Origin of the sequence: Paenibacillus sp. FSL H8-0315 (assembly GCF_038005365.1) — a bacterium.
Lineage (GTDB): Bacteria > Bacillota > Bacilli > Paenibacillales > Paenibacillaceae > Paenibacillus_AQ > Paenibacillus_AQ odorifer.
In genome coordinates, this window is record NZ_JBBOTA010000001.1 from 5,514,703 (window position 1) to 5,540,794 (window position 26,092).

Annotated in this window: 18 protein-coding genes; 12 read left to right on the forward strand and 6 right to left on the reverse strand. The window is 42.8% G+C overall.

Features of this window, described 5'->3' with window-relative positions; all coding sequences use genetic code 11:
- The first annotated feature begins 163 nt into the window (after positions 1-163).
- Both MHB56_RS23870 and MHB56_RS23875 read left to right on the forward strand, forming a co-directional pair.
- On the forward strand, positions 164-862 hold the full coding sequence (locus MHB56_RS23870) for a WD40/YVTN/BNR-like repeat-containing protein (RefSeq protein WP_076124951.1): 699 nt from the start codon (positions 164-166) through the stop codon (positions 860-862).
- 177 nt (positions 863-1,039) lie between these two features.
- Positions 1,040-2,278: an RICIN domain-containing protein gene (locus MHB56_RS23875; RefSeq protein WP_036679228.1), complete on the forward strand. Its 1,239-nt coding sequence runs from the start codon at positions 1,040-1,042 to the stop codon at positions 2,276-2,278.
- Between the two features lie 17 nt (positions 2,279-2,295).
- On the opposite strand, the gene MHB56_RS23880 is transcribed toward MHB56_RS23875, so the two are convergent.
- Entirely contained in the window at positions 2,296-3,258 is a 963-nt protein-coding gene (locus MHB56_RS23880; protein WP_076309836.1) for a glycosyltransferase family 8 protein, read from the reverse strand.
- A 165-nt stretch (positions 3,259-3,423) separates the two neighbouring features.
- Complete coding sequence (coaA, locus tag MHB56_RS23885; RefSeq protein WP_076124954.1) at positions 3,424-4,359, reverse strand: type I pantothenate kinase; 936 nt, start codon at positions 4,357-4,359, stop codon at positions 3,424-3,426.
- Between the two features lie 180 nt (positions 4,360-4,539).
- Between coaA and MHB56_RS23890 the strand changes: the two genes are divergently transcribed.
- On the forward strand, positions 4,540-5,631 hold the full coding sequence (locus MHB56_RS23890) for an alpha/beta hydrolase (RefSeq protein WP_341144079.1): 1,092 nt from the start codon (positions 4,540-4,542) through the stop codon (positions 5,629-5,631).
- A gap of 60 nt (positions 5,632-5,691) precedes the next feature.
- Positions 5,692-6,342, forward strand: a complete 651-nt coding sequence (locus MHB56_RS23895) for a suppressor of fused domain protein (protein WP_076184305.1) — start codon at positions 5,692-5,694, stop codon at positions 6,340-6,342.
- A gap of 31 nt (positions 6,343-6,373) precedes the next feature.
- Here MHB56_RS23895 and MHB56_RS23900 read toward each other — a convergent pair whose 3' ends face one another.
- Positions 6,374-6,754, reverse strand: coding sequence for a VOC family protein (locus MHB56_RS23900; RefSeq protein ID WP_076191215.1), 381 nt, complete (start codon positions 6,752-6,754; stop codon positions 6,374-6,376).
- A gap of 247 nt (positions 6,755-7,001) precedes the next feature.
- On the opposite strand from MHB56_RS23900, the gene MHB56_RS23905 reads away from it, so the two are divergent.
- Both MHB56_RS23905 and MHB56_RS23910 read left to right on the forward strand, forming a co-directional pair.
- A complete protein-coding gene (locus MHB56_RS23905; protein WP_076124961.1) occupies positions 7,002-8,039 on the forward strand; it encodes an NADH:flavin oxidoreductase/NADH oxidase in 1,038 nt (345 codons plus the stop codon).
- Between the two features lie 208 nt (positions 8,040-8,247).
- The gene (locus MHB56_RS23910; protein WP_248549307.1) at positions 8,248-8,685 is read left to right on the forward strand and encodes a MarR family winged helix-turn-helix transcriptional regulator; all 438 of its coding nucleotides are present in this window, start codon (positions 8,248-8,250) and stop codon (positions 8,683-8,685) included.
- A 100-nt stretch (positions 8,686-8,785) separates the two neighbouring features.
- On the opposite strand, the gene MHB56_RS23915 is transcribed toward MHB56_RS23910, so the two are convergent.
- A complete protein-coding gene (locus MHB56_RS23915; protein ID WP_076191434.1) occupies positions 8,786-9,361 on the reverse strand; it encodes a GNAT family N-acetyltransferase in 576 nt (191 codons plus the stop codon).
- A gap of 236 nt (positions 9,362-9,597) precedes the next feature.
- Here MHB56_RS23915 and MHB56_RS23920 point away from each other — a divergent pair, with 236 nt between their 5' ends.
- The 6 genes from MHB56_RS23920 (at position 9,598) to MHB56_RS23945 (ending at position 23,949) form a co-directional block, all read left to right on the forward strand.
- Complete coding sequence (locus MHB56_RS23920) at positions 9,598-13,356, forward strand: alpha-L-arabinofuranosidase C-terminal domain-containing protein (RefSeq protein WP_341144080.1); 3,759 nt, start codon at positions 9,598-9,600, stop codon at positions 13,354-13,356.
- A 260-nt stretch (positions 13,357-13,616) separates the two neighbouring features.
- On the forward strand, positions 13,617-14,138 hold the full coding sequence (locus tag MHB56_RS23925; RefSeq protein WP_036679239.1) for a serine O-acetyltransferase: 522 nt from the start codon (positions 13,617-13,619) through the stop codon (positions 14,136-14,138).
- Positions 14,139-14,253: 115 nt separating this feature from the next.
- A complete protein-coding gene (locus MHB56_RS23930; protein ID WP_076191224.1) occupies positions 14,254-16,089 on the forward strand; it encodes a UbiD family decarboxylase in 1,836 nt (611 codons plus the stop codon).
- A 148-nt stretch (positions 16,090-16,237) separates the two neighbouring features.
- Positions 16,238-16,786 carry a GNAT family N-acetyltransferase gene (locus MHB56_RS23935; protein ID WP_341144081.1) on the forward strand — a complete coding sequence of 183 codons (549 nt, stop codon included), beginning with the start codon at positions 16,238-16,240 and terminating at the stop codon, positions 16,784-16,786.
- Between the two features lie 360 nt (positions 16,787-17,146).
- A complete protein-coding gene (locus MHB56_RS23940; RefSeq protein WP_341144082.1) occupies positions 17,147-23,335 on the forward strand; it encodes a rhamnogalacturonan lyase family protein in 6,189 nt (2,062 codons plus the stop codon).
- 149 nt (positions 23,336-23,484) lie between these two features.
- A complete protein-coding gene (locus MHB56_RS23945; RefSeq protein ID WP_248549305.1) occupies positions 23,485-23,949 on the forward strand; it encodes a DUF2269 family protein in 465 nt (154 codons plus the stop codon).
- On the opposite strand, the gene MHB56_RS23950 is transcribed toward MHB56_RS23945, so the two are convergent.
- Positions 23,921-25,081, reverse strand: a complete 1,161-nt coding sequence (locus tag MHB56_RS23950) for a glycosyltransferase family 4 protein (protein WP_339281898.1) — start codon at positions 25,079-25,081, stop codon at positions 23,921-23,923. The two genes, MHB56_RS23945 and MHB56_RS23950, sit on opposite strands and share 29 nt — an antisense overlap.
- A gap of 152 nt (positions 25,082-25,233) precedes the next feature.
- Entirely contained in the window at positions 25,234-26,076 is an 843-nt protein-coding gene (locus MHB56_RS23955) for a sugar phosphate isomerase/epimerase family protein (RefSeq protein WP_339281899.1), read from the reverse strand.
- Positions 26,077-26,092 lie beyond the last annotated feature (16 nt).

Genomic DNA, 26,092 nt, shown 5'->3' on the forward strand with positions numbered 1-26,092 from the left:
CGGTCCGATAGGCCTTGGTGTTGCTGGATTATATAAAGAAACTGTCAATACTTTTCAGATAGTTTAGGATTAAATTTCATTTAAGGAATACGTTTGCGGACCAAGCTATATGTACAGTACCACTATACTTTTTTAGAAAAATAAACGAAGGCGTGGTAACAAGATGAAATATCTAGTTTCAATACTACTAATTGCTGCAGTGATAGCATCTGGTTGTTCCAATTCCACTCCAATTCCTCATCCAACCTCTAATCAGGAAACTTCTCCTTCTCCTGATCCTTCAGATAACCGCAGAGAAGATACTGTGTTCCTCAACAAAAATATAGGTTGGAAAGCAGTCTATCCTTTTCAAGGAATGTCACGTGAAGATATGGAGCTTTATACAACTAGTGATGGGGGAGAGACTTGGAAGGAGATTGGGGATAGCTTACAAGCAGGAAGTACTCTTCCTAGCGGGGTGAAATCGGGAATTACTTTTGTTAACGAAAAAGAAGGCTGGATTACAACGAATGCGCCTTGGCAGGGAAAGGTTGGTTTATATAAAACAATGGATGGTGGAGTTACCTGGAGTGAACAGACTGTCACAGTGCCGGATGAGTTAGTAAACTCGCAAATCTATGCTTATCCTCCCCTCTTTCTTACGAAGGATCAAGGAATCTTAATTACTCGGCCCGCTGAAAATGAACATACATTGTTATATATAACGATAGACGGGGGACAACATTGGAAATCATTCCTTGACCATCATAAGGATCAGTATGCTGGTATTGCATGGACGCTCTCAGAGAGTATGGCGACGGTAAAATACGCAGAGAAAACCTGGACATTAAGCATGCAGAACTATGGAAAATGGTCCCTTTAATCGAAATGTTGGCATATTGCGTTTAGAAAAGACGTACACATCAAATGAAGCGAGGCGTTAACCTGACTCTGGCTGTTATAGCTGTTTATGGGATAACGTTTTGTTTTATCCATTATTCGAAACCGGTTTCAAATGTGCGAGCGCGCCGCGCAATGAAATCAGTAGGAGGAAAAGACGATGTTACGAAAAGGAAAAATGTTAAGTCTATTTCTGCTGTTCACCCTCTTAATTGCTTGGGTACCTACAGGGAGTTCAAGCGCGGCATCAAGCTGGAATCTGGCATGGAGCGATGAATTTGATGGGAATTCTCTGAACACTAATAATTGGTCGGCGGAAATAGGTACGGGTAGCGGGGGGTGGGGAAACAATGAGCTTCAGTATTATACCAGTCGTCCGCAGAACCTGCAGGTAACGGGTGGGAATTTAGTGATTACTGCACAAAAGGAGTCGTACGGGGGGATGAATTATACCTCTGCACGGATCAAAACACAGGGACTCAAAAGCTTCACCTACGGAAAAATCGAAGCTAGAATCAAATTGCCTTCAGGACAGGGACTCTGGCCAGCATTTTGGATGCTTGGGGCGAATATTGATTCAGTGGGTTGGCCGAAATCTGGGGAAACGGACATTATGGAGCGTGTGAACAATAATGCTTTTGTTAACGGGACGGTACATTGGGATGCCAATGGGCATGCCGAGTACGGTCAGGTGTCTGGTAACCTCGATTTCTCACAGTACCATGTGTACAGCGTGGAATGGGATGCGAATTATATAAGATGGTTTGTAGACGGCAACCCATTTAATGCTTTTTATATTGAGAACGGAACCGGAAATACGGAGGAGTTCCAGAAACCTTTCTTCATCCTGCTAAACCTTGCCGTGGGTGGAAATTGGCCGGGAAGTCCAAATGCTTCAACTGCTTTCCCAGCTCAAATGCTGGTTGATTACGTACGTGTGTATCAGGCTGCGCCTACCTCAAGCATCGTTAGTGGTGGGATTTACACTTTAGCTGACAAGGCTAGTGGCAAGGTTCTGGACGTAGTGGATGTATCCACAGCAAGCGGGGCGAAAATGCAGCAATGGACCAATTACACTGCCAATAATCAGAAATTTAAAGTGGAGAGTACAGGCGACGGTTATTACAAGCTTACGGCAGTGCATAGTGGAAAAGTGTTGGATGTGCCGAACTCATCAACCGCGAGCGGTGTACAGCTGCAGCAATGGGATGACAATGGTACCAACGCTCAGCGATGGAGCATTATTGATGTTGGAGGGGGCTATTATAAGCTTATTTCAAAAGTGAGCGGATTAGCCATGGATGTATCCGGAGCATCAACAGCCGATGGTGCAGCAGTTCAGCAGTGGACGGATAACGGGAGTGATGCTCAGAAATGGTTTTTTACGAAAGTGAACTAAAGAAATGCCGCCCCATATCAAATGGGGCTTTTTCTAATCGGTCTAATCGGTCTAATCGGTCTAATTTGTTTTAAATCGGCTAAAAGAATAGGGGTTAAGTTCAACTGAACAATTTTTATTTTCTGCTTGTTTCTTTTTCGGGTGAGGTGTGGTTTTAAAGGGCTGCTTTTCCGTTTTCTTCGTCTGATTTTGGCTCTGGTGATTCTCCAAGGGGTTAGCTTTAGGAATTGCTGATATAGGGATGAACCCGCGGAATCTTTATTCCAGCATTTATCATCTCCGGCAAAATGGATGATTTTGTTAGTGAAATCATGGTCCGGAATGTTTGTGTTGAACGAATTAAAACGGATATCAAGGGGGAGGTAATTCCCACCAAAAACTGCATTCAGAACATCCTGATCTGGCATGGTGACATCAGGAAAGGTACGTAGGAAGGTTAGCATTTCTTCGTACCAGTTGGTATTCTGGCGGATATTATGCAAAGAAAATAAAATCACTCCGGAATTAAAATAAAGATCAGGATTTAATCCCTTAGCGCTCACAATATGAGCAACCTCTCTAATTCCCTGGTCCCAAATTGCAGCCAAATACTTGTCATTCAGTTCAACCTGCCATAATTCAGTAATGTCCATATTCACTAATACATCGCAGTCCAGATAGATGATTTTGTCCACGGGTATTAGTGCAGGAAGAAGCAATCGATACATACATGCCTGCGTCCATACATTAATGGAGTTAACATTGGCTAGCACCTGAGTTAGATCATCAGGCATAGTGATTGAATAAAAGCTAAGGGTATGATTATGTTTTGTAGTTAATGCGCTAAGCCTGCGCTTATTAGTTTCACTTAAAGAAACATCATGTAAAATATGAATATGAATTGGGGAACTCGTATGATGAAAAATTGACGCTAGAACGACTCCGGCATGTTCAGCATATTTCCCATCCTTATCTTGAAAAGCCAAGGCGATATCGATCATTTGATTTATCCTCTCTTCACGTTTGTGTACGAATGTACCACAGTATACGTTCGCCTTGATCAGAGGACAGAGACATTAAACCCAGAATATTCACCCAATTTCATGTGAACACCAAAAAACCAAGTGCTGAATCTCAGCAACTTGGTCGGCTAAGGACTTCAATCTTTATTTTCGCAGCTTAATTTGATCTACGTGATGATTGTTGTCCTTATGCATTATAAGATCCGCACGATTTCGGGTGGGCAGAATATTTTGCTGCAAATTAACGTAGTTTATTTCTTTCCAGATCCGCTTTGAAATTTCAATAGATTCCTCTAGAGACAGCTGTGCATATTTTTTGAAATAAGATTGTTCATCTTGGAAGGCAGTATCTCTGAGCTTAATAAACCGATCAATGTACCATGTCTCGATATCGTTCACATCAGCATCCACATAAATAGAAAAATCAAAGAAATCAGATACAAAATAGTTAGGCATATTATGATTATTTGTAATCGCAGTCTGAAGAACATTTAAGCCCTCAACAATTAGAATATCCGGATTCTCAATCGTAATATATTCATCTGGCACAATATCATAAGTTAAGTGAGAGTATACAGGGCTTTGGACCCGCGGCACCCCAGACTTCACATCCGTTAAAAAAGAAATTAAACTACGCGTGTCGTAGCTTTCAGGAAAGCCCTTTTTCGTCATTATACCGCGCTTTTCCAGCTCTGCGTTGGGATGTAGAAAACCATCAGTCGTAACTAAATCCACTTTTGGATGGGAAGGTAATTGTGAGAGGAGTTTTTGTAGGAGTCTGGCCGTAGTGCTTTTACCAACAGCGACACTTCCCGCGATACCTATGATAAATGGACCTTTTTTTAGATCATTGTTTAGAAAGTGATTTATAGACTCATTAAATTTATGAGCAGATAGAAGTTGCAGATTTAGTAAATTGGACAGAGGAAGATAGACTTCGTTAACATCTTCGCTGGAGATTTTTTCATTAATACTTTGGACTTCCATAAGTTCTTCTTCTGATAATTGGATAGCGGTGAAATCGCTTAGTTTTTTCCAATCCTCACGTAAATAAAGTGTATATGCTGAATTATTCACCATTAAATTTTCCACATCCCTGAAGTTTTTAGAGATTTCTTATGCACTTAGGTATTATAACCGTTCATACAGCTTCATTCCATTCATTGTAATCGACATTATTATGGACATTAAGGAGATTGCATTTCAGTAAATGGGAAAATCAATTAAAATATAGAATATTAGGAAAAATGGGGTGGGGCAATGGGAGTTTTTCGAAAAGTTGAATTATTGAAGGATTACACACGCACGGAAACGTTCCAAGAAGAGTCAGAGGGAAGGAAAATAGTTATAAGTATTTATTATCCGGATACAGAGGGTGTATTAAATAAAAACGCATCTGCAATGAAATATATGGAGCTTTTCGGGCCCTGTCAACAACAGGCGAGAGATCTTCTACAAGATATTGGCATGAACATGGAAATCATAAATACATTATCTACCTCAATCAGCGATCGGACCTTTCAAAGCAAATCCAAACGCTCCTATCCAGTCATCATCTACTCACCTGCATTAGGTTTAGATAGAGATATGTATATTTATAATATAGAAGCGCTGGCCAAGCAAGGTTTCATCGTGGTAACGGTCAGTGCTGCGTACGAAGCTATGTTTACTGTTTGCCCTAGTGGAGAATTTATTAATCAATCCGAAGCTATGAGGCAAATAAAAGCTGCGGATTATACCGATTTACATAACTTAATTTCCATTCGAAAAAAAGATATCCAATACGTTCTGGATCACCTGTCCACGCTTAATTCTATGGATAAAGATGTGAAGGGCTTATTTGATATGAATAAGATTGGTATTATCGGCCATTCCATCGGCGGTGCTACTGCATTAGATTTAACTATGGAAGACGATAGAATTAAAGCTGCTATTTTATTAGATGCAAGCATGCACTTATATATTGAGAATGAAGAGAAGAACAATACTGTGCCGCTTCTTGTATTAAGGCAAAAGGCCTCGACCTTAAAATCCTTAAGTAATATATTACAGGAGAAACTGGCAAATGATTTCATCAAAGGACAAGAGGCGCTTTTTCAGAATTGGAACGGATATAAATCTTTTCTGAAAATACGAAAGGCTACACATATGTCATTTAGCGATCTGCCCCTTTATGAGGAAGGAGAGAATTTAAAACAAAGAACCTGTGAAATTCATACTTGCCTAAATGAGCTTATAAGTAAGTTCCTTTTGGAGCATCTTTTAGATCAGGGGCAAGGTTATTCGGCATTAATTAGTAGGGTTCATAAAGATTTTTGCGAGATCCATGGTAGTGGAGAAGAAATTCTGTGAATTAGCAATAAACTCTCCTTTGTTTATACCGATAAACATATATAAGGGAGGGAATTATGAATGCATTCTGCTCAGTCTAATGAGAAAATATGTAATCATATTGAAAAATACATAGGTGTTATTGATAATGTTTTTAAAGAAATTATTTCAGGTGTTTTGTCGATAGATATTCTAATTCTTGATCCGACGCCTGAGCGGAACTTCTATACTTTAATTACCTCTGGAATGAGCGAATTACCGATGACGGTGCCAGAAGGTGCAGAAGAATATCAATATGCTGAGCTAATGATTTGCCTCCCTCCTACCTGGAAGCTGTCGGATGAGGCTTTTAAGGATGAACGGAATTATTGGCCGATTCGAGCCCTGAAAACAATGGCTAGGTTTCCGCATGAATATAATACATGGCTTTATATGGGGCATACGCTTGTGAACGGGAATCCCGCCCAGCCTTATAGTGAGGATACAGGATTTCAAGGGATGTTCGTTTGGGTTCCAGATGTAAAAGATAAAGCCGGTTTCTTTAATTTAGAAATGACCCATGAGAAAGTGGTGCACTTTTATACGTTAATTCCGCTCTATGGGGAGGAGTTAGATTATAAAATCAAGCATAGCGAGGAAGAGTTACTACACAAGTTAAATAAGATTGGGGTTACGGATGTTTTGGATCCTTCCCGTAAAAATAGTTGTAAGAAGTTATGGGGACTCTTTTAAACACAAGAAAAAACGGCTGAGAGCCGTTTTTTTATTTTTTGATTCCAAAAGCAATCCAGCGACCATCCACATCTTCGATCACAAATTCCTTGTTATTATAATCGGTGTTTGATAAAGAACGAACAATATGAACACCGGCGGCTTCGAACTCCTTCTCCAACTCTTGTTGCTGCTTCGTAATAAAATAGGCATCGTATCCATAACCGTACAACTCTCGATTGGGAATGACCTTTTGTCCATGGGATTGCGTAAGGATAATCTCTGTATCGTCACGATACAAACAAAGATGTGGTTCTTGTGTATCTAAATAGGGTACAGCTTTAAAACCTAAGTACTGGCTGTAGAAGGCAGCGGTTTGCTCAATATTCAACGTAGGGAAAATACTATGTGATTGTAAGAGCTTTTTGTCCACGAGTGAGGTCATCCTTTCAAAGAAAAAATAGATATCCATATATTACCTTAAGATAGAAGTTTCAACAATACACGGAGTTTCCATTTAGCAGAAGATTATTCACGGTTGACATCATCGCTATTCTATAATAATATACATGCATGAGCATGCATTTATAAATATTTTATATAAGATGAACTTAGAAACTCATGTTCACTGGAAGCATTGATCATACTATACTTAGTTTTTTATAAAGAGGAGAGATATCATGAAGGACTTATTCACCCCGTATGAATTGAAGGATTTGAAGCTGAAGAACCGCGTGGTTATGCCTCCGATGTGTCAGTATTCAGTCTCTAACAAAGACGGAATTGCTACGGATTGGCATTATAATCATTACGTAAGCCGCGCTGTTGGCGGAACCGGATTAATTATTATTGAAATGACGGACGTGGAGCCTGATGGCCGGATTACTGATTTTGATCTTGGCATTTGGTCTGATGAGCAAATTCCTGCACTGGCCAGAATCGTTGAAGCTTGTCATTCTTATGGCGCTAAAGTAGGTATTCAAATTGCACACGCCGGACGTAAAGCAGAAGATGCAGCAGTTCCTGTATCCTCCTCTAACGTTCCTTTTGACGCTGACTCCAAAACACCACGTGCCTTAACAACTGAAGAAGTGAAAGCTATGGTTGAGAAATTCCGGTTGGGCGTGAAGCGGGCGATACAAGCGGGATTTGATGTTATCGAGCTTCATGGAGCGCATGGTTACCTTATTCATCAGTTCCATTCCCCTCTAACCAATCAAAGAACAGATGAATATGGCAAGGATTTAACACTGTTTGGTACAGAAGTCATTCGCGCAGCAAAAAGTGAAATGCCGGAAGGAATGCCATTGATTATGCGTATCTCCGCCCAAGAATATGTTGAGGGCGGGTACGGTATCAAAGAAAGCTTGGAATTTAGTAAAGCTTACAAAGAAGCAGGCGCAGATATTTTCCATATCAGTGCAGGTGGTGAAGGTCCTATCGCAGCTGCCGGGAAACCAGGGACGCATGCAGCTTATCAGGTTCCTTTGGCCAGAGAGATCAAGTATGGCTTGAATGTTCCGGTTATTGCGGTTGGCAGATTGGATGAGCCTGTACTTGCTAATGCCGTGATTGGGAATGAGGAAGCTGATCTTGTTGCCGTGGGCCGGGGCATGTTGAGAAATCCATACTGGACGCTGGAAGCAGGGGTCGAGCTTCAGAAAGATGCTGGTATTCCCAGACAATATTCTTTCGGGTTTCCAAGAATTAATGGATAAAGACTAATTTAAATGGTGTGAAGTCTAAACAAAATAATTGTAAAGTGTGGAGGGACCGGCTTCTTGGAGAAACGGTCTCTCCTCTTTTTTAAAATAAAATAAAGTATAAGTATCGAACCTATACTTTATGTAAGGTTGTGGATTGTAGTACTATTATATAGAAGGAAAAAATCATGAAAAGCCATACACCCGGGAGATGAATAATAAAATGGGCGACATTCTTAACAATGAACTTATAACGAGTTGGTTGACGTTAACGCATATACAAATGAATGTGACGAATGAATTGGAAGCTAATCTACAAACCAAACATGGCTTATCCTTAAAAGAATTTTATTTGCTGTTATTTTTGTCGGAAGCGCCGGAGAAGAAACTGAAATTGCAGAAGCTCGAAGCTATGGTGGGTTTAAGCCAGAGTGCAGTTTCCCGACTGGTTAGTCGGTTTGAGGCCAAAGGCTGTGGCGCTTTAGAAAGAAAAGCGTGTGATGCTGATCGCAGAAGTATCTATACTGCCTTGACTGCCATTGGCGAAGACAAGCTCCTTCGTGCACAAGATACCTTTCAAGAGACCCTGCTTGCAGCTTTTCCAGAAAAAGATGTGAAAGAGCTTTTGGATCAAATGCTTCGCATGAAGCAACAGTCATGAATTCACAATAAAACCTCTGTTTTGGTAAATGGACCGAATCTCCATTTCCCATACAGAGGTTTTTTAGTGTAAGGCGCTATTTACATCCTACCTGTTCATTCTACTGTTGCTGGGAAAGCCGGTAATAATTATAGTCTTCATGTTCAATTGTAATCTCGTCAAGAAGCTCGAAACCACATTTTTGAATGACTCTATTAGACGGGATATTGTGTTTCAGAGCAATGGCGTTTAATACATCGGTAGAGCTATTATCAAACAAATACTTAATTAATCCCTTGGCAGCTTGAGTAGTGTAGCCTTTACCGCGATGATCCTTGGATATGGCATACATAATCTCTCTGTTAGGAACGGGCAATTCATCCTTAATTCCTGTACAACACCAACCAATAAACTCACCGGACTCTTTTAAAATAATGCCTAAACGAAGACGAAGCTCTCCGATATCTCCGCCCGCTGAGATCGCTTGAAGAAACTGCTGGTTCTCTTTTATTTCATAGTTTATTAACCAGTCCAACCGTTGTTCTTTAGGAACATTCCAATCTGGCAAGAATTCAATAATTTCAGGCTGTAGAGTAAGCGCATGAAACTCCTCTAAATCCTCCACGCTATATTCCCGCAAAAAAATATCTTTACAATCAATCGTAAATAAATCATTGGAATTGGCCTCTTCATTCACAACCTCGCTCAACTTTCACCACTCCTTTATTAACTAACAGATATTTTACCATGAAACAATTGATTGATTTGGTAATATTTGATTATAAAAATTGTTTTCTTTTATTTCACATAAATATTAATTGGTTAATATATTAATTGACTATAAAATATGTTATTATGTTTCGTATAAACGGCAATGAACTAATTTGGTTAGGTTTTTAAGATTTCTACTATAAAGATAACAGGTGATCTTCTATGAAAAATGACAACGGTAACAAATTTATTAATGGTAGTCTAATTGCGCATTATAAGTTTGATAATCCAGAGGATGTAGGTCAAGATTTCTCGGGGAACGGCAATGATGGAACCGCTTCAGGTACTAAGCTGCCGGCTATTAAATCCGTAGCAGGTAGACAAGCTGTTTCGCTTGCTGGGGGAGAACATGGCACATCCTATATTTCATTACCTAACGATCTGCTTAAAGAGGTCAGTGACCATACAGGAATCACGATTTCGACCTGGATGTATGTAAGCAAAGCTTCAAGCTTATGGGAAAGAATTTTTGATTTTGGTAAAGGTGAAACTGGACCTTATCTTTTTGTAACCCGCAATTTGCGGGGCACTTGTTTTGCAGGGGAAGACTTAATTGCAGATCCAGGGAAATCCTTTGCGACTGATGAATGGGTACACGTTTCCTTTGCAGTTACAGGCACAAAAGGTGGAACACTAAGCAGTGCAGGACCTGTGATGTATGTAAATGGTGAAGTAGTTGCGGATGGCATGATCAGCCAAACCTCTAGTGGCACATATGCTAAGCTGCGCACATGGTTTGCTACTTTTGAAGATCAACTGAATTATAGCAATAATACAATCGGGAAATCCCAGTACGCGGCAGATGTTGATTTTGGCGGCTATATTTCGGACTTCCGTGTATATAAAGCAGGCTTAACTCAAGATGAAGTGATTGAAATCATGTGCGAATCCTTGACGGATGAAGATATCGTTAAGCTTGCAAAAGATAAATACTTAACCTTCCCAAGCTCGATCATTACCAAAGATATCGAATTGCCAGCTTCGCTGATGGGCGGGAAAGTTGACGTATCTTGGGTATCCAGCGATACCAAAGTCATTTCTAATGAAGGCGTTGTGAATAAAGGAGTTCAAATTGCTCAAGGCGTAACGCTTACAGCACATTTGAAAAAGGGAGCTAGTACAGTAGAAAAGAGCTTCACTGTGTCTGTGCTTCCGGAAGATTTGCCACCTTACACCTTAACGATTGACGGCAATCAGGAGATTTTGGATGTTAGCCAAATTCTATATGGTTTATTCTATGAGGACATTAACAATGCAGCAGACGGTGGGATCTATGCAGAGCTAGTGCAGAATCGCTCCTTCGAATCTTTTGCTTTTGACAGCTATTCGCATGTATGTGGTGTACATGGTGCTTCCACCGGAAGAAATTATACACCTCTTCACGCATGGTCTGGGGATACAGACCAAATGACTGTCCATAATACAGGCGGATTAAACGATTTCTTCGGCATCGATGATAAAGATATGAATGCTCATTATGTGACGGTAGCGGATGGCGCGACGATTAATAATAGAGGTTTCGCCGATTCCAATCAGCACTGCTCGATGTTTATTCAGGAAGATGCCAAGTACAACTTCACGATTTGGGCGAAGGCAGAAGCAGCGGGCACAATTACCTTGCAATTGCTCGACAAAGACGGTAAAGCCATCAGCGATACTGCAGTTGTTGAAGTAAACGGTGACGGCAACTGGAAGAAGTATGGTGTCGATTCAAAGCTTGTATTAACAGGATCTGAAACTGTGCTTGGTCAGCTGGCTTTAACCTTTAACGGTGAGATCTCCATTGATATGGTTTCCTTAATTCCTGATGACGTTTGGGGCGCTGGTGAAGAGGAACGTTCTGCTACAGCTCATGCTAACTATAAAGGAAATTCAAACTATAGATTGCGAAAAGACTTAGTGAATGCACTCGTTGATCTTCATCCTACCTTCCTGCGTTTCCCTGGGGGTTGTATTTCTGAAGGTTCTCACATTTGGGAGAACGTGTACGATTGGAAAGAGTCCGTCAACGATATCGAATTGCGCAAAGAGAACTATAACGTATGGGGCTACATGATGACCATGGGTCTTGGATATATGGAGTATTTCCAATTAGCCGAGGATTTGAACGCAACACCACTTCCGGTTATGGCCTGCGGCGTACTCTGTCAAGCTCGTTCGGATTATGCGAATCCAGCTGGCGGTGCGTTAAGAGATTATTATGTGAAGAACTTTACGGATCTGATTGATTTTGCGATTAGCATGGATTTTGACAATAATGAGTGGGCTGCATTGCGTAAAAAGATGGGCCATGAAGCAGCGTTTGATCTGCGTTATTTGGGTGTGGGGAATGAAAACTGGGGTACAGAGTTTTTCGCCAACTTCGAATATTTTAAAACAGTGATTGATGAGTATATGGTGAAGAACTATCCTGATCATGAATTGACTATTCTCTCTACCGTGGGTGCACAGGCAGATGATGATGCTTACCAGCAAGGTTGGAAATTCCTAAGCGGAAATTTACAGGGCTCGGAAAAAATCAGCTTTACGGATGGTACATCGAGCATCGAAGAGACTGTTACCTGGTACGAAAAACAAAAGAACTACATGGATACCATTGCGGATGAGCATTACTACCGTTCCAATGAATATTTGTTAGAGAATGCTGATCGTTACAACTACTATTACAGAGCCTATAAGGAAGACGGCAGCTTGGATGAGGCTGAAACTTCAAAGGTTTTTGTGGGTGAATATGCTTCCACAGATAAAAACACATTGGCAGGAGCTGTTGCTGAGGCGGCGATTATGTCCAGCTTCGAGAATAACTCTGATGTGATTAGATTGGCGGCAACGGCACCGTTGTTCAACAAGGTTTTGACAGATGGCACCTATAGATGGACACCGGATTGCATCTGGTTCGATGATGAAACCGTATGGTACACACCGAACTATTATGTTCAGCAGCTGTATGCTAAATACCTGGGAACCAAAGTGGTTGGCACCTCATTTTCGACTTATCGCAACGGGGAGAAGGTAGACCTCATTCCTCATGGAGGAATTGAAGTGGCTGCGGGGAAATCATCTGTGATCGTGAAACGGGTGAAAGTGACTTCGAATGTAGATGGCAGTGTATGGTTGGATCAAGATTTCACGCAGCCGCTGGATGAAGCTTGGAAAGTGATTCCTGGCTCTGCCGGATATACGATGGATCCTTCCAAAGGTCTGGTATTGAAAGCGCAGAATGGCGGATTGAATGGATTGTATATCCTTAATGACGCGTGGACTAATTATAAAGTAGAGGTTGTAGCTGAAAAAGCTTCTGGCGAAGATGGCTTCTATGTAGGCGCAGGTCTGACAGAAATCTCACCGGAAAATAAAGATGTTATCGAATATGCGATTGGCTACAATGGCGATGCCACAGGAGTCAAGGTGTACAAGCAAGGGATTGAGGCTTATACTCTCGGCGATTATTCCTCTAGTACCGCTGCTGGTAACCTTAGAGCCAGTTGCTATGAAGAGCTTGCGGATCATACGGAATATACCATCACCGTTAATTATGGCGGAGCATATGGCAAACATTTGATTTGCTCTTATACAGATGGCAAGGTAACAAGCAAAGTACTGGATTATAAGCTTGAGGCTTATAACAGAGAAGTATACAATTCCGTAACTAAAGATGATAAGCATCTTTATGTGAAGCTTGTAAATGCGGATGGTGTAGAAAAAGCAACGAAGCTTGATCTAAAAGGCTTAAAAGTAGCTGCTACGGGTAAACGGATTACTTTAACCGGAGACGCCTCACTGGTTCACACACCTAATGTGAACAGAAAAAATGATGAGAAGGTTACACCAGTTGAAACGGAAATCGTAATTGATAAAGACACGGCAATTGTGAAGCTAGCTGCCAATTCCGTGAATGTGATTGTTCTGGATCTGATTTAATAGAAAATATGCTGTTCAACACGCGCCGATCTTTTTGTTCGGTGCGTGTTGTTGTTTAACAAGCCTCTAAATCGGTTGATGATTATATAGAGAGAACTGCCCACTTGCTTGATGAATCTCAGAATCTATCTTACACTGGTGAAAGTACAATCACCGACTGACCCTCCAGCCCGCGATCCTCCCAGATGTTTTATCCACAGTTGCCTTCATTACTCCAGAATACAGTGCATACCCTAGCCCCTAAAAAGGAGAACGATAAAATGATGAAATCATTCAAAACGGACTGGAAAGCAAATCTGAAAAATCCTCAAACGATTATGGCCTTGTTTACTTATCGTTATGGAAATTGGGTGTATTATCGAGTGAAGAATGGCATCGTGCGAAAACCTTTGTGGCTTTTGTATCGGATAATGGATGTGCTTTTTGTCCGTATTCTTGCGAATGGCGAGCTTCACGCTCAAGCTCAAATTGGTGACGCGCTTCATTTACCGCATGGTTTAAATGGGATTATCATTAGTCCTAAAGCGGTGCTTGGAAGCCATGCTACTATTTTTCATCAAGTGACTATTGGCGGGAGAAATAACTTAGGAGAGCCAGTGATTGGAGACAGAGCTTTTATTGGAGTAGGCTCCAAGATTCTTGGACCGGTTGTCATTGGTAACGATGTTAATATCGGGGCCATGTCTGTCGTGGTAAAGGATGTGCCGGATAACGCTTCGGCTGTAGGTATTCCTGCTAAAAATATATTGCGGAGTGAACCGAAACCAGAGAATACAAGATAAAGACGTTAGGTTCTAGTACATAGGGTACGCGTGCGCTTTATTTTAATATCTTACAGGGTATAATTAAAGCATCCAAGTAATCTTGTAATAACCTTCTAGAGATCGGAGTAATGAAATGAAATATAGCAATTTAGAAGAGTGTGTTAATGATTTAGAGAAACACGGACATTTAGTTCGTATTCATGAAGAAGTGGACCCTTATCTAGAGATGGCGGCGATTCACCTAAAGGTTTATGAGGCTGGCGGACCTGCATTATTATTTGAAAATGTAAAAGGCTCGAAGTTTCGGGCCGTATCTAACCTTTTTGGAACGTTAGAGCGCAGTAAGTTTATCTTTCGGCGTACTTGGGACTCCACACATAACGTAATTGCCCTTCGCAACGATCCCGTAAAAGCACTCAAAAATCCATTTAAATATGTTGGTACCGGATTATCCGCGAGAAAAGCATTGCCGATTAAAAAGCCAGGGGGTCTGCCAAGCGGTTTTCAGGAAATTAGTATCTCTGATCTTCCGCTAATCACACATTGGCCGGGAGATGGTGGTGCTTTTGTAACCTTGCCGCAGGTGTATTCAGAAGATCCGGACAAGCCGGGCATTATGAACTCCAATCTGGGAATGTACCGTGTGCAGCTGACTGGAAATGAGTATGAATTAAATAAAGAAGTGGGCATTCATTATCAAATTCATCGCGGCATTGGCGTACATCAGGAAAAAGCGAACCGCCAAGGACAACCGCTTAAAGTAAGTTGTTTTATCGGTGGACCACCCGCTCACTCTTTATCGGCGGTTATGCCTTTGCCTGAGGGAATGAGTGAGATGATCGTTGCAGGATTACTTTCAGGACGCCATTTCAGCTATAGCTATGTGGATGGTTATTGTATCAGCAATGATGCGGACTTTGTAATAACAGGTGAAATTCACCCTGGTGAGACGAAGCCGGAGGGGCCTTTTGGCGACCATTTAGGCTATTATAGCTTGGTTCACCCTTTCCCAGTAATGAGAGTACATAAAGTGTACGCCAGAAAAAATGCAATCTTTCCATTTACGGTTGTCGGCCGGCCGCCACAAGAGGATACCGCGTTTGGTGAGTTAATTCACGAGCTGACAGGTGGGGCTATCCGCCAAGAAATTCCGGGCGTCAAAGAAGTTCATGCAGTCGATGCTGCGGGTGTTCATCCCCTGCTGTTCGCCATTGGCAGTGAACGTTATACGCCTTATCAGCAAGTAAAGCAGCCAGCGGAAATTCTGACCATTGCTAACCGGATTTTAGGGACGGGTCAGCTTAGTTTAGCTAAGTTTTTGTTTATTACAGCAGAAGAGAATCAGCCTATCAGCACACATAATATCGAGGATTTCTTGACGTATATCTTAGAGCGGATTAATCTTCATAGAGATATTCATTTCTATACCAATACCACGATTGATACACTTGATTATTCCGGCACAGGATTAAACAGCGGAAGTAAAGTGATCTTCGCAGCAGTAGGGGATAAGAAAAGAGAGCTATGTACAGAGGTGCCAGGCCTGCTGAAAGAATTACAGGGATTTGAACATGCACGAATGGTGATGCCTGGTCTTGTTGCCCTTCAAGGCGCTAAATTCACAAGCTACGCTGAAGCAGCACTGGAAATGAACAAGCTTAGTGAAGCTATTCAGGAGCAAGGGTCACTTCCTTCTTGCCCAATGATTATTTTGTGTGATGATAGCGAGTTTTTGAGTGAAAAGATCGACAATTTCCTATGGGCGACGTTCACCCGCAGTAATCCATCTCATGATATCTATGGAGTGAACAGTTCTACTGAGTATAAACATTGGTCCTGTGATAACGTGATTATTGATGCTCGGGTAAAACCCCATCAAGCCCCGCCACTGATCCCAGACCCAACCGTTCAGAAGCATATCGAACGATTATTTGCATCAGGTGGCAGTTTAAGCAGAGTTAAGATATAGAGAAACATTCATCGGCCTTCTTGGGAATCCAAGGAGGCCTATTTGCTGTTTGTGAAATGATTTTGCTCATATGAAATAAAAAAGGAATAGGGGTATTATGGGGTGTATGGTATATATTTACTATTAATATTGGGGAAGTGTTGTTCTGATGGAAATTATGGAAACCGAACGTTTATGGATTAGAAGGTTCTCAGCAGAGGATTGGAAAGACCTTCATGAATATTTGTCGCAAGAAAGTGTTGTGAAATATGAGCCCTATTCCGTGTTTAATGCAGATGAATCTCGCACTGAGGCGCTCAAAAGGTCATCGGACCGTGCTTTTTGGGCAGTCTGTCTTAAATCTACGACAAAAATGATCGGCAACTTATATTTTCAAGCGAGCGAACCAAAGGTTTTTGGCGTTTGGGAATTTGGATATGTTTTTAACCCTGATTTTCAGGGAAGCGGGTATGCTACAGAGGCTTGTAATCAATTGTTAAACTATGGCTTTGATAATCTGAAAATGAGACGTGTGATTGCGAACTGTGATCCCGAAAATACACGCTCATGGAAACTGCTTGAACGATTGAAGCTTCGTCGAGAAGGACATTTTTTGCAGACAGGTTATTTTAAATACGATAGTAATGGAGAGCCAATCTGGCATGATACTTATTCCTATGGATTGCTCAGAAGCGAATGGTTAAGGATGAAGGAATAGCAAAACTGTTGTCGTAATCTCAAAAGCGGGTGTCCCCTCACTGATTCTTCTGTCCTAACTTCTTCCCAAATCGTAGGTTTTTATAACTATAGGCGAAGAAATTGAACGGTTTAGTGTATGATAAAATCTGTTTTTTAAATGTTCAGAGTGACACTTAGGTGGTAGTATCGTGTTGGATATGAGTGAAACTGGAATCATCTACCATCCAGCTTCCTGAGCAAAGAGGAGGGGATACGCGCACGAAGTGAACTTATATTTGAAGAACGAATGACAACGAAGCTTATTGTAAGCGTTTACTAAAACGGGGCTAGATGCGTACTAAGTTCTTTCAATCATAAGAAAGCGGGTGAAGCACGGAAGATGAAGAGGAATAAGCTTGGAAATAAAATATTTATGGTGTTATTGTCGTGGATCTTCATTTGTTCATCAATACTTCTATCTACAACATTTGGGGGGCAACAGGCCAGTGCAGCTTCAGGCCCAATAACCTTGCAATATGATTTTGGAACAGCAACAAGTCCTGTTATGAGTGGTTATACAGGCGTGCATGAATCTGAATTATATACGAATGAGCTAGGGTATGGTTTAGATCAGGCGGTTGCTTCGAGGAATCGCTCGGGTGGAGACGATATGACCAACGATTTTGTATTGGGACTGTCCTATTCTTTTTTGGTGGATCTTCCTAATGGGGATTACGATGTGACTGTATACTCAGGAGATTTACTAGCGGGTACAAGTACAACCAAAACTACGATTACTTTGGAAGGTAGCACGGCTGGGTCGATAAGCAGCAAGCAAGCTGTAAATCAAGCTACCTACCGGACGACTGTTCAAGATGGTCAACTGACCGTCGGCATTACGGGTACAGGGGTTGGCGGATATTTAAATGGACTAATTATTCAGCAGATTGTACCAGGTCCATTGAAAGCCCCTGAGGGATTAGTGGTTCATAATATCACTCCCACTGAGGTATCTCTAGGGTGGAGCAGCGTGACCGAAGCAGTCTATTACAATATTTATCGAACGGTTCTTCCTAGTGGAAGCCTTCAAGCCATAGGTCAAGCTGCTGCTAACAGCTACGTGGATTCAGATGTAAATGAAGGCAGTGGTTACATTTACAATGTGTCAGCAGTAAATGGAAAGGGTGAGGAGTCTGCTTTGAGCGCATCTGTGACCGTAGACAAAATTCCGGGGGTAGAGGTTCCCGCAGCACCAACCGGTCTTTCAATTGTCAGTGTCGGTGTAAGTTCTGTTCAACTGAATTGGAACAGTGTGGCTGGAGCTAGCCGCTATACGATCTTAAGGTCTGATTCAGCAGATGGAACATTCCATGAGATTGGTCAGTCAGAGAAGACGACATTTACGGATGCCTCAGCGGACACCTCAAAACAGCAATATTATGGGGTGAAGGCAGCCAATGACCAAGGCGAATCAGAGCTATCTAACAAGGTGGAAAGCGCCGTGTATACGCCTCCTGGAACTTTGCCAGAAGGGGATGTTTATTCCTTTGATTTTGGCCCGGGTGCTGTGGCTGAAGGTTATCTTAAGGTAGATGCAGGGGTATCTTATTCCTCTGATGTTAAATATGGATTTACAGATATATCGAAAGTAACTGGGGTAGACCGAGGAACCTCAGATCCTTTGCGATCAGATTTTGTGGTCCCTAAGGATGCAACTTTTAATGTAGATTTACCGAATGGCGACTATACAGTTTCACTTATCGCTGGTGACAGCGCCGGAGATACAGAGATTGGCATTAAAGTCGAATCCATTCAAAAAGTTCAACAGACGAGCAAAACAGCAGGCCAGTATTTGGAAATGAGCTTTGACATCGCTTTGGTGGATGGACAAATGAACTTGGTGTTCTCTGGCACTAAGCCAAATATCAATGCACTGGTGATTACTAAGCAGCCAGACCGTCCTGCTAATGAATTGCCAACAGTTTATATTGCGGGTGATTCAACCGTGCAGACTTATGATCCTTATTGGATACCACAGGCAGGCTGGGGACAAATGATTCCTGATTTCTTTAGCGAGGAAGTAACGTTTAAGAATCACGCTATCGGAGGACGCAGCTCTAAGTCATTTATTGTCGAGGGAAGGCTGGATGAAGTGCTGCGTAAGATCCAACCGGGTGATTATTTCCTGATCCAGTTTGGTCATAATGACGCAACGATTAGCGTTCCAGACCGATATGCTTCTCCAGCCGATTACAAAGTTTATTTAAAAACATATGTCAATGGAGCTAGGCAAAGAGGAGCAACTCCGATTCTGGTGACCCCCATGGGGCGCAGAGATTATAATGCTGCGAGCGAAAAATTTAATGTAAGCTTTCCAGAATATGTGCAAGCTATGAAAGAAGTAGCAAGTGAGTTGGATGTTGACTTGGTCGATCTTAGCGCACTCAGTGTAGCTTATTACAATTCTATCGGTTTTGCAGCTACACGCTCTGTATTCCTTCACCTCGATGCAGGGATATATGGTGCTTTCCCAAATGGCTCGGCAGACGATACTCACTTTCAAGAGTACGGAGCCATTCAAATGGCCCGTCTGCTGGCCAAAGGAATAGGGGAATTAAATATTCCACTCTCCAGCTTTGTGCAGGACATCAAACAGCCGGAAACGGTGCCTGTGAAGCCTGAAGGTCTTGTAGCTGGGAGTATCAGTAATGCAGGTGCAGTACTGAAATGGAATAAAGTAGAAGGTACAGATATCTATAAAATCTATCGTAAGCTAGCAGCAGAAGCCGAATCTGCTTATACATTAGCGGGAACTTCAACTGTCCCTTCATTGACATTAAGCGGGTTGGTTGAAGGTCAAAGCTACTCGGTAAGAGTGACTGCAGTGAACGGGCTAGGAGAGTCTGAGCCTTCAGATGAAGTGAAGCTGACTACGAAATCCGCTCAGTATCGTTATGATTTCGGACCTGTTGGTTCACCCGTTGCTGCGGGTTATACGGAAGTGAATGTGAATGTCCTATATACCCCAGAACGTGGATATGGTTTGACCTCGAGTGCAGGGATGATTGATCGGGATCGGGGAAATGCGACGGACAATCTGCGCAGAGATTTTGTGATTTATTTTGGAGGATCGTATGAATTCAAAGTTGATTTACCCAATGGTTATTATTCTGTTAAGACCTATACAGGAGATTGGATTGGATCTGCCAAGACGAATGTAGCCATTGAAGGCAAAGATTACGGAACAGTCTCCTCAGGCAAGGAAAATATTGCTGAGAAGCTGTATAACCAGATTGCTGTCAAAGACGGGCAGATGAATCTTGTCTTTAGTGGCACAACCGCTCATCTCAATGGGCTGGAGATCACACCGTTATTATTAGCCCCAACGAATCTGAAACTGGGTAGCCTGGATTTAAACAGTGAGCCTATCACAGCTAAACTTTCTTGGGACAGTATGGAGGATGCGCTGAAATACCGTGTATATCGTCAGGCTACGGTTGCGAATAGTGCAGAGCTGCTGGGCGAGACAATAGAGCCGCTCTACACAGATACCACTGCGGATATTGGTATGGAATATATCTATACGGTAACTTCGGTCGACAGCACGGGACTGGAATCCGTAGGCTCTAATGCGCTAAAAGTGTCTATGATTGATCCCTCCGTAGCAAAAGCACCCGTACCTAGTGGTCTAGCTGTACAATCTACGAACAAAAATGATGTGACCTTTACTTGGAATGAGGTACCGGATGCACGGATGTTCAACATTTATCGTGCGAAATCCGCGGACGGTGAGTTCATCCTGATCGGCAAATCATTCGAAGCTTCGTACACAGACACGACCATTCTGACTACGATTCCTTACTATTACAAAGTAGCCTCGGTAAATGCAGGCGGCATCTCTGATCTATCCGCTACGTTGGAAACCTCAGCGGTGACAACATTATACCGGAAGATGGAGGCGCTGGATCGTGCGCCTGTAGCGGTTAAGACAGATGAAGGTGTGTATATCAGCTGGCGGATGTTAGGTCTGGATCCGGAAACGATAGGATTCAATCTGTATCGTGGCGATAAGAAACTAAATGATTCGTTGATTACTCAAAACACGAACTATCTCGATATTACAGGCACGGAGGATGCCAAATATAGAATCACATCAGTAATCAATGGAATCGAGAAATCTGCTTCGGAACCATTCAGCGTATGGCGGAAGCAATATCTATCGATCCCTTTGCAGAAGCCAGCAGATGATTACACCAAGGATGGTCAACCGTATACGTATAGTGCGGGAGATGCAAGTGTAGGTGATTTGGACGGTGATGGTGTATATGAAATCATCATGTTGTGGTCACCTTCGAACAGCAAGGATAACTCTCAAGCAGGGTATACTGGACTTGTCTATATGGACGCTTATAAATTAGATGGAACTCGCTTATGGCGGATTAATTTAGGGCCTAATATTCGTGCCGGTGCACACTATTCTCAATTCCTGGTATATGATCTGGATAGTGATGGACGTGCCGAAATTATGATCAAGACGGCAGATGGCACAGTGGACGGTCAAGGAAAAGTCATCGGCAATGCCAGTGCAGACTATCGTAACAGTTCGGGTTATGTGCTGCTGGGCAATGAATATTTAACGGTGTTCGAAGGGGCGACAGGCCGGGCATTGGATACCGTTGATTATGATCCGCCACGTGGAGATGTTGGCGCTTGGGGGGACACCTATGGTAACCGTGTAGACCGCTTTTTGGCAGCTGTAGCTTATTTAGACGGCGAGCAGCCAAGCGTGATTTTTAGCCGCGGTTATTATACTAGAACCGTACTTGCAGCTTACAATTATCGTGAGGGCAAGCTCGAGAAAGTATGGCGTTTCGATTCTAATGATGAAGGATATGGAGACTACGTTGGTCAAGGAAACCACAATCTTTCTGTAGGAGATGTGGACGGCGACGGCAAGGACGAAATAACCTTCGGCGCGATGGCAATCGACGATGACGGATTGCCGCTGTATAATACAAAGCTTGGCCATGGTGATGCAATTCATTTCGGGGACCTTGATCCTACCAGACCCGGGCTGGAAGTCTTTGATGTTCATGAGCATACCGATTCGAAGTATGGGATTGAAATGCGTGATGCAGCTACAGGAGAAATATTATGGGGTGTATTCACGGGAATTGATACTGGACGGGGAATGTCAGCAGATATTGATCCGCGATATGCTGGCGAAGAGGTATGGGCTGCAACGATCACCAACGAGGAGCATATACCTGTTACGGGCCTATACAGTGCGCAAGGGGAACTAATCACTAAAAAACTGCCTTCCTCCACGAATTTTGGTATTTGGTGGGATAGTGATCTTTTACGTGAATTACTGGATGCGAATCGAGTGGATAAGTGGGACTATACCAACCAGACAACGGTTAACTTATTGACGGCTGTAGGTGCTTCTTCAAATAATGGCACCAAGGCGAATCCAAGCTTGCAGGCAGATCTGTTCGGGGATTGGCGTGAAGAAGTGATCTGGCGGGCAACGGACAGTTCTGAACTACGGATCTACACAACAACGGATATGACAGATTATCGTATTCGCACATTGATGCATGATCCGATCTACCGCCTGGCAGTAGCTTGGCAAAATGTAGGCTATAATCAACCTCCGCACCCTGGATTCTTTCTTGGTGAAGGGATGGAACAACCAGCGGCTCCAAAAATTCAATATGTAGGCTCACCGGGAGAAACTGAAGATACTACACCACCTACGATTTCTGGTTTACCTTCTGCTCAAATGAGTGAAACGGATGTATTGAAGGTGCAGGTCGTAGCGGAAGATCCAGAGTCTGGCATTCGCAGTCTGGATATTACCTTTGATGGTAAACCTGTCGTTTATGGAGATGAGATTCTACTCACAGGGCTTGCGGGAGCGCATACGTTCATCGCAACAGCCATTAATAACGCTGGACTTTCGACGACAGAACAAGTGATTGTGTTCGTAAGTGGACCTCAGAAGGCTACAGGTGTTCCGGGGCAATGGGTTCTATCCAATAATAATGGGCAGGATACAGGACTTTTGGACGGGGATTACCAAATCACAATGAATATGTGGTGGGGCAATAATGGTACGGTCTACAAGCTATATGAGAATGGTGCCTTAATCGACACGCAAACCTTACGTGATGATTCCCCAGCTGCACAGACTGCAGTGACTAATATTACCGGAAAAGAAAACGGATCCTACACCTATACGGCTGAGCTGACCAATTCTTTTGGCACAACGGTGTCTGCTGCTCATGTGGTTATCGTGAAGGATGCTGCACCAGCTAAGCCGGTGTTGTCCAATGACAACTGGGATGGTGATGGAGAGTATAAAGTGACTATGAATTTATGGTGGGGGATGAACGGCAAAGAGTATCGCTTGTATGAGAACGGAATACTGATCGATACTCAGACTTTAACAGCGGGTACCCCAAACGCACAAACGGCTTCTACTTCTATCACTAACCGTTCTCCAGGCGTCTATGAATACCGGGCTGAGCTGTTGAATGATCAAGGAGTAAATGAGAGTGCGATCATGAAAGTTACGGTAAAATAACTGAATATTTGTTAAAAAAGCGCCTAAGTCGGTAATATCCGGCTAGGCGCTTTTTTAAGATTATCTAAGATTTAAAGGATTCTGCAAGACTAATTCTCCTATCAGCCTCATATGAATCTAAACAACGAATGATAGGGGGGATTGTAAATATGGATTTGACGCATATGATCTCAAAGCTTGTGGTAGTTATACATGTTATAGCATCCATAGTGGGAATTGGACCAGCTTTTGTGCTGCCAATACTGACAAGCTCAGCCAAGACAGGCAGTCAGCTTCGTTTTGTATTTGGTCTTATGAAGAAAATAAACAGATTCCCTAAGACAGGTGGGATCACCCTGATCGTTACAGGTATTTTGTTAATGATCATAGATAAAATGGGCTTGTCGGTGTTGTGGTTAAATCTGTCGTTATTATTTTTTATCGTGATCGAAGTGATTATTATTGGAATGGTTGAGCCCCGATTGAAAAAGCTAACCCAGCTCGTAATGAGCAGCGAAGGGGAGGAAATTCCTGATGGTTACACTACCGCTATGAACAAAATCGCTCCGCTAGAAGCGGCGGTTCATGTACTTACTATCGTCATTATTATATTAATGGTAGTAAAGCCGGTATAAGATCATAACGTCTATTCTCAATGATCTCTTCATAATCGCGGATGAGTCCATCAAAAATATTCTCCCAAGAGCGGCCGAGTGCGAGCTTTCGACCTTCATGCCCCATAGCAGCCAGCTTTTGAGGGTGCTCTACACATGCACAAATCTCACGAATAAAAGCATCCGGGCAGCGGGGCTCGACAATCATTCCTGTGCGGCCGGGTGTGACCAGATCCTTCACCCCACCTTCATTTACTGCGAGGACAGGCAGTCCCGAGGCCATCGCCTCAAGGACAACATTACCGAAGGTTTCTGTACTGGAAGGGAAGACGAATAGATCTGCTGAGGCATATAATTGGGCAAGCTCGTCACCATGTTTATAGCCTGTAAACGTGACATTATGCGGCGCCTGTGCCCGCATTTCCGGCAGAAGGGGACCGTCTCCAACGACCAGCCAATGAACCTGAGATTGCGTAGATTCGGGCAATTGCTGCATGGCGAGAGCAAGGGTCTGTATATCTTTTTCAGGAGCGATCCTTCCCACATATAGAAGCAGTAACGGTGCGGTAATTCCGTAGCGCTCACGGACCTCATGGCTGCGTTTTTTGGGGGTATACAGCTGGCAGTCGATGCCTCTGGACCATAGCTTCAGGCGATGAAAGCCTTGAGCTTGGAGGGAATTGAGGGTTTCGTAGGATGGTGCAAAGGTGGCATCACAGGAGCGGTGAAACCACTTCATGTATTTCCAATAGAGCGGAGCGATTTTTTTCATCCGGTAATATTCAAGATAGCGGTCAAAATGGGTATGATAGGAGGCGACATGGGGCAGATCATGTTTTCGCGCATAACGAAGGCCGCAGAGACCGATATTGAACGGAGTTGCCATATGAAGCAGATCGGGACGAAAAGCTTTCAGCTCTGATTGGATAGAGGACATATTGGGCAGTGCGAGTCTACATTCAGGGTATAAGAAAAAGGGGATGCTGGTAATGGGTCGTATGGGATCGGCATAACTGTCTTCAGGAGCAGATTTTGGTGAGAAAAGTAGATGTTCAATACCGCGCTCTTTCAAATGGGTGGTTAATCGTTGAAGCGTACGTGAAACTCCGTTGGTTTGCGGAAGAAATGTGTCCGTGAATAAAGCAAGACGCATGGAACCCCTCCCAGGTACTCTTGATGCCCTGATCATAACAGGCGATTATTTGATGGAGGTCAAACGGATGTTAAACAGAATATAAAAATCCACTGCACCAGGTAAGATAAAGAGGTGTGCAGTGGATTTATTCATTTTAATGGGATGAAGCCCTACAAGGATTCGTATATCTGTTGCAAAAAGGTAATGCTTTCTCCTAAATGTGACTCAGGAGTGCTTTCCAGGATTCCTTGAATATGAGGACGTTCATATTTCATATAACGAAGAATCGGCTCAAACTCTAGCCACCCTTGACCTACAGGGACTATTTTTATGGCTCCATCTTGGACGATAAAGTCTTTTAAATGAATGATAGCAATTCGATTTCCTAAAAGCTTCAAAGCCTCCGTAATAATAGCTTCTTGATGCAAGTAATTTGTAGGTGACATTAGATTTGCGCAATCTAATATGACCTGAAGATTGTTAGAAGGGACTTCATCCAGAAGTCGGCGGGTTAAGGGCGCGGTGTAAAGCGGATGATGAAGTCCTGCTTCGATTCCTACCGTCACACCAAAACGTTCGGCCTCCGCCACCATGGCCTTAACTGATGTCACCACCTCTTGGAAGGCTTCTTCTGTAAAATTATCTGTGGTATACCCAAGTCCCACACTTCCGGTTTCCGTACCTACCAGACTAGCGCCGAAATCCCTGGCCAAGCGCAGATGGGTATTAAACGCAGCTAACGCTTCTGCCCGTTTGTGAGGATCGGTGTCTACAATATTTACATAGCAGCCCAGAACCGCAATCTGAATACCTGCCTGTCTAAAGGCATTGCCATAATAGCTGGCTGTTCCAGAGCTTATAGCCGTCAGGCTAGGGGCACTATCAGGAAAAGATTTCTTAAGTGCAAACTGGATATGAGTGAAATGATAGGACTTAATCTTCTCAATTAACTCTTGCAATGGAACTTGTGTGAAATCATGTGCTCGAACACCTAGTTGAAGGGGAATGCTCATATGACCGATCGCTCCT